We start from the raw sequence: 7,105 nt of genomic DNA on the forward strand, positions 1-7,105 counted from the left end.
GTTATTCAGTTGTTAGTGACAGTCTTTTACTGTCGGTGAACGGATAGGATACATACATTCTCAATCCTTTCTGTTGTTAAAGTGGCTGTTTCCTTTTTGGAAAGAACCACGAATCCTTTATTTTGGGATAGAAAAACGCAAGGGGTAGTCATTGTTCATGACTGATCCTTGCGTAAGACGTTTCCTTTATTCTGCTTTTGCTTTTTTACGGCGGAAATATAAGACACCAATTGCCGTTGCCGAAACTGCTAAACCAATCAATGCGAAACCGATATTGCTGGTATCACCAGTTTTTGGTAATGAGCGGTCTGGTGTTGATGGTGTTTCAATTTTCTTATTTGTCATAACGCAAGTCACAACCTTTCCATTTTCTTTGATTTCAAACGGTATAGGGGTTTCGTCCAACTCATAACCTTTCGGAGCGTCAAACTCTTGGAAATAGTAGATTCCCTTTGGTAACTGCTTGAAAGTAAAGATTCCTTTGTCATTGGTACGCCCCTCAACAATCACGTTCTTTTCTTTGTCTAAGATACGAACACCTGTATCTGGTAAAAGTTCCCCAGTGGATACATCTTTTTTGGTTAATTCTGCTGTTCCTTTGATAAGGTAGTTCTTGACTTCAAATAGAATCGTAGCTTCGGTTTCTTCTAATGAAACAGGCTGTTCGCCAAGCAATTCATTTTCGGCATTAAAAGCCTTGATACCCTCTTTGGTCGATTCAATACGAATCACATCTTTGGATACCAAGTATTGGTCAGAAGATGGTGCTTTTTCTTTTAGGTAGAATGTGCCTACTGGAATATTGGTAAAGACACCTAGACCATCTTTTGTGATAGTGACCTCCTGTAAAACTTCGCCATCTTTGTTTTCTAATGCGAATACTGCACCAGTACCCAAAGCGTCATAAGCAAATTCCACGCCAGTTTCTTTGTCAAAGTGAGCTGTTTCATTCACTTTCTTGATGGTAAATTCATTGAAATGCAATTTGTTTAAAATAGGATTGCGTGTAATCTTTTGCATGGTTTCACGACCATAAGCTACCGTATCTTGATAGATATGGATTGGGAATGTCACATGGTTGTTTTCGGCTGTAAATTCAAAGTCATATTCGGTATCATCAGCCACATGGGAAGAACCAGCGTCAATCTCTTTTAAGTAGAATTTTCCTTGTGGTAACTGCAAGGAAAAGGTTGCTTTCCCATCTTTAACAGCTTGATAAGCAATCAAGGTATTTTCTGGTACTTGGATAGTTTCGGATACGTTTTGAGTTTCACGAGTGAAAACACCAAAGACCTTGTTATTCCCTTTGATAGCTTCAATCTCTGGCTGGTTATTGTTCCAGCTAGAAATAGATTCTTCATTCTTAAATAATTGAATATCTAAGGATTGGAAATCATTGGTTGCCGTAATAGAAGTAGAAGTCAGCTCTACTAATTGTCCAGCATATTTTAATTCAAATGGAATCGGTCTATCATCTAAGATAAAACCATTTGGAGCTGATACTTCAATCGCTTGGTATTTTCCAAGGTATAATTCTGGCGATTGCCATTCGCCGTTTTTATCAGTGGTAATGGTAGCGACTGTTTCGCCTTTTTTCGCACGAACTGTACCATCATTGGTTTTAATTTCCTCAACGGCTTCAATACGGTAGGTAACATCAGCGATTGGTTTATACTCATAGACAAACTCATGGACTTTTCCATAATCGGATTCTTTTACAGTGACATCAATTGGTGTCTGTCCAGTCTTTTCAAGAGTCACGATTCCTTTTTGGGATTTATCCTCAAATCGGATTTCAATTAACCCATTATTTGAACCATCAACTTTGAATTTGGCTGGCTCTTTGGCTAAAACATATCCCTCTGGTGCTTGGACTTCGATTAGTTCGTAATCGCCATATGGTAAGGCTTCTGGGGTAATTAAGTAACCCTCTTCGTTGGTAAAGAATGTATCCGTTTCGCCATCTTCATTGAATTTTGACATAGATAGTATTTGTTTAACATAGCAGAACCGAACTCTTTACCCGTCTTAGTTAATAGCACCTGTCCAAGTTGTTCCTTGTTGTTCAAGGTCACGGACACGGTAGTATTTGGTTTGATAACGACTTTCTTGATTTCTCCTTTATTAAAATAGCCGTTAGGTGCGGTTACTTCGCTTACAGTAACAGTTGTTCCCTCTGGAATATCATTGATAGTAGCCAAGCCGTTTGAATCCGTCACGATCTCTTTAGACGTGCCGTTGTATTCAAACTTCAATTTGGCATTAGGTAAAGGCTTGCCAGTTTCTTCATCAATTTTTGTAGCTTGGATATTTCCAAGATGAATCACATCAACCTTGACTGTAGCTTGCTTAGAACTTTCCAAGTGGAATTCAACCATAGACTGTTCATGAGGTTTCTTGTAGACAATCGACGTACCGACTTCATTTTGAGGTACTTTACGGAATGTGATAGTACCATCATTGGAATTAGCACTTGGTGTAATTTTCAAGCTGTTTCCGTTGTGGCTCGTTGGTGCATTGGTAGTGTTGGATTCCATAGTCATATCACGCAGGACACCATTTGAATCGGTTAACGTGAGACTATCGCCAACCGTTACAGATACCGACTGACCGTTAAATGAGGGTAAGGTATCATGCTTATTTACCAATGCCATGATTTCAGCTTTTCGTTGATGGTAATTGGGAATTGTGGACGAAACATACTGGTCGCCTAATTGTTCCCATATCATCAATTGGGTTACGGCATAATCATAATGGCTCTGACCTGTAGTGGTATAGCCATAGTAGGCAATCTTAGACAGCAACTCTTTCTTTGCATTAACGTAAGTTTCTGGAACAAATCCCTCGCCACTATTAGCAGGCACACCAGATTTAATACAGAATACTTTTTTGCCGTCCATTTTTAACACATATACATTATGGGTAATGGCATAACCAGTGTTAGGGCTGACACCTGTATAATAGTATTGCGTTGGTTCATCTAAATTTAATGAACTGGCATGAACAGGTATCGCATTTGAGAATAATGTTCCGCATAGTGTCACTAAGACCATAACGAAACTCAATACTTTTTGTGGTATTTTTGATTTTGTTTTCATACTCATTCCTTTCATTGTTTTTCTCTTTTAATTTTGGGTACAAAAAAAGACGCTTCCTTTTATAGAAACGCCTTATTCTAACGAGTAAATAGATACTATCTACTCTAATATTTAGTTTTCATTTGTTGTGTTCCCACTTACTAGGTCTATGACTACTGACACATTGATGTAGTCTCGAATCTCCTTATTTCGTACTTTATCCCCCTCGCCAGTGAAAACGATATGCTTGTAAAACTGCCTAAAATTAAGGATTTCCAGCCTTAGTGTCGTTGTAGCAACACTATTGTCTCCACATGCGACGAAGAGGTAAACAAATCAAAGGAGGAAACAAAAATATTTCAATCCACGCACCTCATGCGAGGTGCGACACGGATAGCGGAAGCGCTAGATATTGATTTAACGATTTCAATCCACGCACCTCATGCGAGGTGCGACTTCTCAAACTGTCGTACCTTTCACACTATTTTTATTTCAATCCACGCACCTCATGCGAGGTGCGACATTTTGAAAACAGGAAAGGGGAATAGATGACTTTATTTCAATCCACGCACCTCATGCGAGGTGCGACTTCCTTGGCGGGTTGAAATCTGCTTATGAAGGCGTTAAATTTCAATCCACGCACCTCATGCGAGGTGCGACTTACTATAGCTAGGAGGAAATTATATGGCAGGAATTTCAATCCACGCACCTCATGCGAGGTGCGACTTGGCATCTATACTTTAATCGGCACAACGTGGACGATTTCAATCCACGCACCTCATGCGAGGTGCGACGACTGGGTGACAGATTCACCAACCACTCAACCCGGGATTTCAATCCACGCACCTCATGCGAGGTGCGACCGTGAAATCTATCCAAAATAAGTTGATTTCACAAAAAAGTACGAGAAATATAGCACTGGTATGATAAAATACTAAATTTTACTGCTAAATGCTTATAATCTAGCCAAAATTTTGGTGCGAATCTACTAGTCAATAATTGTTTACCTGACACTCGCACCTCTAAAATAAATATAACGCTTAAAGATCATTTTTACACCTACATATTTCAATCTGTCGTAATTTCCAATAAATTTCCTTCCGGATCTTGAATAACAGCTTCATAGTAACCATCACCAGTAGTTCGCGGTCCATTCAATAACGGAAAACCATCTGCGAGTACTTTTGTCACAAAGCTATCTACATCTTCTTTCGTCCCTACAGAAATAGCCAAGTGGGAATAACCCACCGCGTCCACTGCACGTTCCAAGAGAAACTTTTTGTTAGTTAACTCCAAGTGACTACCACTAGCAAAGCTCAAAAAATAAGAACGAAAGCCTGTTTTTTCATTTACATATAACGCTGAGCTTTCTGCTGCAAAATATTTTTCGTAAAAACCCTTCATTTGTTCTAGATCTTTGGTCCACAATGCAATGTGTTCAATTTTCATTTGATTTCCTCCTTAATGAACTCCTACAAGTATTTTACCATCTAATTTCGTTTCAGCGGCTTGACATAAATTTTTACGGAAGTTTTTTGTCGTTAATTTCTCTAGCACATCAAATTTAATTATCGCAAAACGATAATTACTTATTGCTTATCGAAAAGTTTATGGCTATAATAAAGAAAAACATTTCTTTTGGAGGGGTTTTCATGAGGCAAAAAAATTTCTTGCGTTTAACTCGTCTATTGCAGATTTTCTTTACAATTGCTGCTGTTTTTTGCTTATTCGGTGTTGCCTTTTTTCTCCTATTATTTTTCAGTAATGCTGATGCCAGTTTTGAGTTTCAGCCTCACCTTATTATTCTTTTTAATTATGCTATCAGTGCTGCTACTGCGGCCCGACCACAGTTGGAGGAAACATTTGGTTTAATTTTTGGCCTGCTTAGTCTACTTATTGGTAGTTTTACTTATTTTAAAGTGAGTCGCTTTTTTGCTGAGCTAACTACTGGGGAGTCGCCTTTTTCTTTAGAGAAAGTAAATGAACTGCGGAACATCGGTTTTCTTTTTTGTATCTTAGGTGTGCTCCCCGGTTTAGGGTATTATCCTCTGCTTTTCTTGGCTAAAGCTGGCGGTAGTTTTATTTTTGGCTTTACTTATGAATTGATCGTGGGCTTAATTTTACTAGTAGTAGCCGAAACGTTTCGCTATGGCGTGTCCTTACAAGCCTTTAATGATGAAGTAGTGTAAACAAAAGAAAGGTAGACTTCCTATGCAAACAAAAAATTATTTTGCCATGACCAATTTTTTAGCTATCCTTTTTAAAGTTATCTTATTTATTTTGCTTTTCACCATTCCTCTTGCCTGGACTATCTTTTTCTTAAAAGGAGATAATTTACTTTCATTTGAACCGAATTTCTTTTTTTCTATCGGTTATACCCAAACGATTCTGCCTTTATCCACAACAGAAATCTTTTTAAAAAATATTTCCTTACTCTTGGCAAACAGCGTCGCCCTTCTTTCAGGGAGTCGGTGTCTCTATCTGGCATCAAGTTTATTTAAAACTTTATCGTTAGGTGAAATTCCTTTTACTTTGAATAATGTGCGCCAACTCACCAAAATTACGCAATTACTTTTTTTCATCGGCTTATTACCGCAATTGCTGTATTATCCACTGCTGATTTTAACTATTCAAGAAACTTATCTGTTAGTTGGCTTGAATCTTTTTTTAATTATCAGTGGCGTTTTATTCGTGGTCAAAGAGATCTTTCGTTACGGTGTTCAGTTACAAACTTTTTCTGAAGACGTCGTCTAAAAGGCTGCGCGTATCTAAGGAGGGAAAATCATGGAAACAAAAAAGTTTTTACGTCTCACTAGTGTGCTGGCTTTCTTTTTCAAAGTCACTGCTTTATTTGGCTTTGCGGCTAGTCTTCCTGCCCTCACTACTCTTTTCACTCAACAAAAAAATTGGCTATCTTATCAACCACAATATTTCTCTTTTTTCACTTACTCAAAAGTCCACACACCCCTTAGCGGGCAAGAGGAACGTTTCAAAGAAATCATCACAATGTTTGTTGCAGTTTTCGCTGCCTTCATTTTTGGCCTAGCTTTTCTTAAAATCAGTCAGCTCTTTAAATGCTTAGCACAAGGCGAAACTCCTTTTGCCCTTAGCAAAGTAAAAATTTTAAAAAAAGTTGGTTGGCTCTTCGTACTTTTGGGGCTGACTCCGCAGCTACTTTATTATCCATTATTAGCCCTCATGACTCATGATATTTACGTAACTTTTGGCTTAAGTAGCGAACTAATTATCGGTCTGATTTTATTAGTAGTCGCTGAGGTCTTTCGTTACGGTTTACATTTGCAAGAGTTCTCGGAGGATGTTGTTTAGGAGGTTGGCGCATGCCTTTAATTATTCGTTTAGACCGCGTCATGGCTGATCGCAAAATTTCTTTAAAAGAGTTGGCCGATGAAGTCGGGATTACCAACGTGAATCTTTCCAAGTTAAAGACGGGCAAAGTCACGGCGATTCGCTTTTCAACTTTAGAAGCGCTTTGTCGGTTCTTAGACTGTCAGCCGGGAGATTTAATTGAATATGAAGAGGAAACTTAAGAAAAAATCAGAGGGCGATTAAGGCTTACTGACAAGGATAAAAGTTTTTTATTAATCGTAAATTTTTTCGCAAAAGCTATTGTAAACGCTAACAAATTATTCTATACTGAAAATGTAAAGAAGAGAGAAAATAATAAAAGTCTTCGGCTAAAAAGCTTTTATTTCAGCTTCTCTCGTCAGATAAATTTTTGCGTGCATCAAAAGTTTATCGTGATATTTCTTCCAAAAACACTCTTATGAAAAAAGGGCTCTTTGTCAAATCGGACTGATAGGTCTGAAAATGGAACACTTAAAGTAGATATCAAGTCTGCTTTAGGTGTTTTTTATTTTATTTCAATTAAATGATTGAGTAGAAAAATTCGAGTACGCATATTTTTAAAACTTTTGAACCCGTAAAGGGTTCTTTTCAAGTTTTTAATATGGGTGTGAAGGTTCTCTAATTTGGCATTATTATAAGGGAGCTGCATTGCAAGAGTGATT

At 37.9% G+C, this 7,105-nt stretch carries 8 protein-coding genes and 1 CRISPR repeat array; of the genes, 4 read left to right on the forward strand and 4 right to left on the reverse strand.

Features of this window, described 5'->3' with window-relative positions:
• Window positions 1-186: 186 nt before the first annotated feature.
• The 3 genes from FFM57_RS02750 to FFM57_RS02760 form a co-directional block, all read right to left on the reverse strand.
• Window positions 187-1,983 carry a SpaA isopeptide-forming pilin-related protein gene (locus FFM57_RS02750; RefSeq protein ID WP_137598977.1) on the reverse strand — a complete coding sequence of 599 codons (1,797 nt, stop codon included), beginning with the start codon at window positions 1,981-1,983 and terminating at the stop codon, window positions 187-189.
• Window positions 1,920-3,113 (reverse strand): SpaA isopeptide-forming pilin-related protein, encoded by a 1,194-nt coding sequence (locus FFM57_RS02755; RefSeq protein WP_137598978.1) that lies wholly within the window; start codon window positions 3,111-3,113, stop codon window positions 1,920-1,922. Before FFM57_RS02755 ends, FFM57_RS02750 begins: the two co-directional genes overlap by 64 nt.
• Before the next feature lie 320 nt (window positions 3,114-3,433).
• A CRISPR array of direct repeats spans window positions 3,434-3,940; the repeat unit is 33 nt; unit sequence ATTTCAATCCACGCACCTCATGCGAGGTGCGAC.
• A 205-nt stretch (window positions 3,941-4,145) separates the two neighbouring features.
• A complete protein-coding gene (locus FFM57_RS02760; protein WP_137598979.1) occupies window positions 4,146-4,526 on the reverse strand; it encodes a VOC family protein in 381 nt (126 codons plus the stop codon).
• A gap of 203 nt (window positions 4,527-4,729) precedes the next feature.
• On the opposite strand from FFM57_RS02760, the gene FFM57_RS02765 reads away from it, so the two are divergent.
• The 4 genes from FFM57_RS02765 to FFM57_RS02780 are packed head-to-tail and all read left to right on the forward strand — an operon-like array spanning window position 4,730 to window position 6,625.
• Entirely contained in the window at window positions 4,730-5,266 is a 537-nt protein-coding gene (locus FFM57_RS02765; protein WP_170999864.1) for a DUF2975 domain-containing protein, read from the forward strand.
• Between the two features lie 22 nt (window positions 5,267-5,288).
• Entirely contained in the window at window positions 5,289-5,831 is a 543-nt protein-coding gene (locus FFM57_RS02770) for a hypothetical protein (RefSeq protein ID WP_137598981.1), read from the forward strand.
• Between the two features lie 30 nt (window positions 5,832-5,861).
• Window positions 5,862-6,404 (forward strand): DUF2975 domain-containing protein, encoded by a 543-nt coding sequence (locus FFM57_RS02775; RefSeq protein WP_137598982.1) that lies wholly within the window; start codon window positions 5,862-5,864, stop codon window positions 6,402-6,404.
• A gap of 11 nt (window positions 6,405-6,415) precedes the next feature.
• Complete coding sequence (locus tag FFM57_RS02780; protein WP_137598983.1) at window positions 6,416-6,625, forward strand: helix-turn-helix domain-containing protein; 210 nt, start codon at window positions 6,416-6,418, stop codon at window positions 6,623-6,625.
• Window positions 6,626-6,948: 323 nt separating this feature from the next.
• On the opposite strand, the gene FFM57_RS02785 is transcribed toward FFM57_RS02780, so the two are convergent.
• On the reverse strand, window positions 6,949-7,105 hold a 157-nt coding region (locus FFM57_RS02785), incomplete at its 5' end, for a transposase (RefSeq protein ID WP_137598984.1).

The sequence above is a fragment of the Enterococcus nangangensis genome (assembly GCF_005405245.1).
Lineage (GTDB): Bacteria > Bacillota > Bacilli > Lactobacillales > Enterococcaceae > Enterococcus_J > Enterococcus_J nangangensis.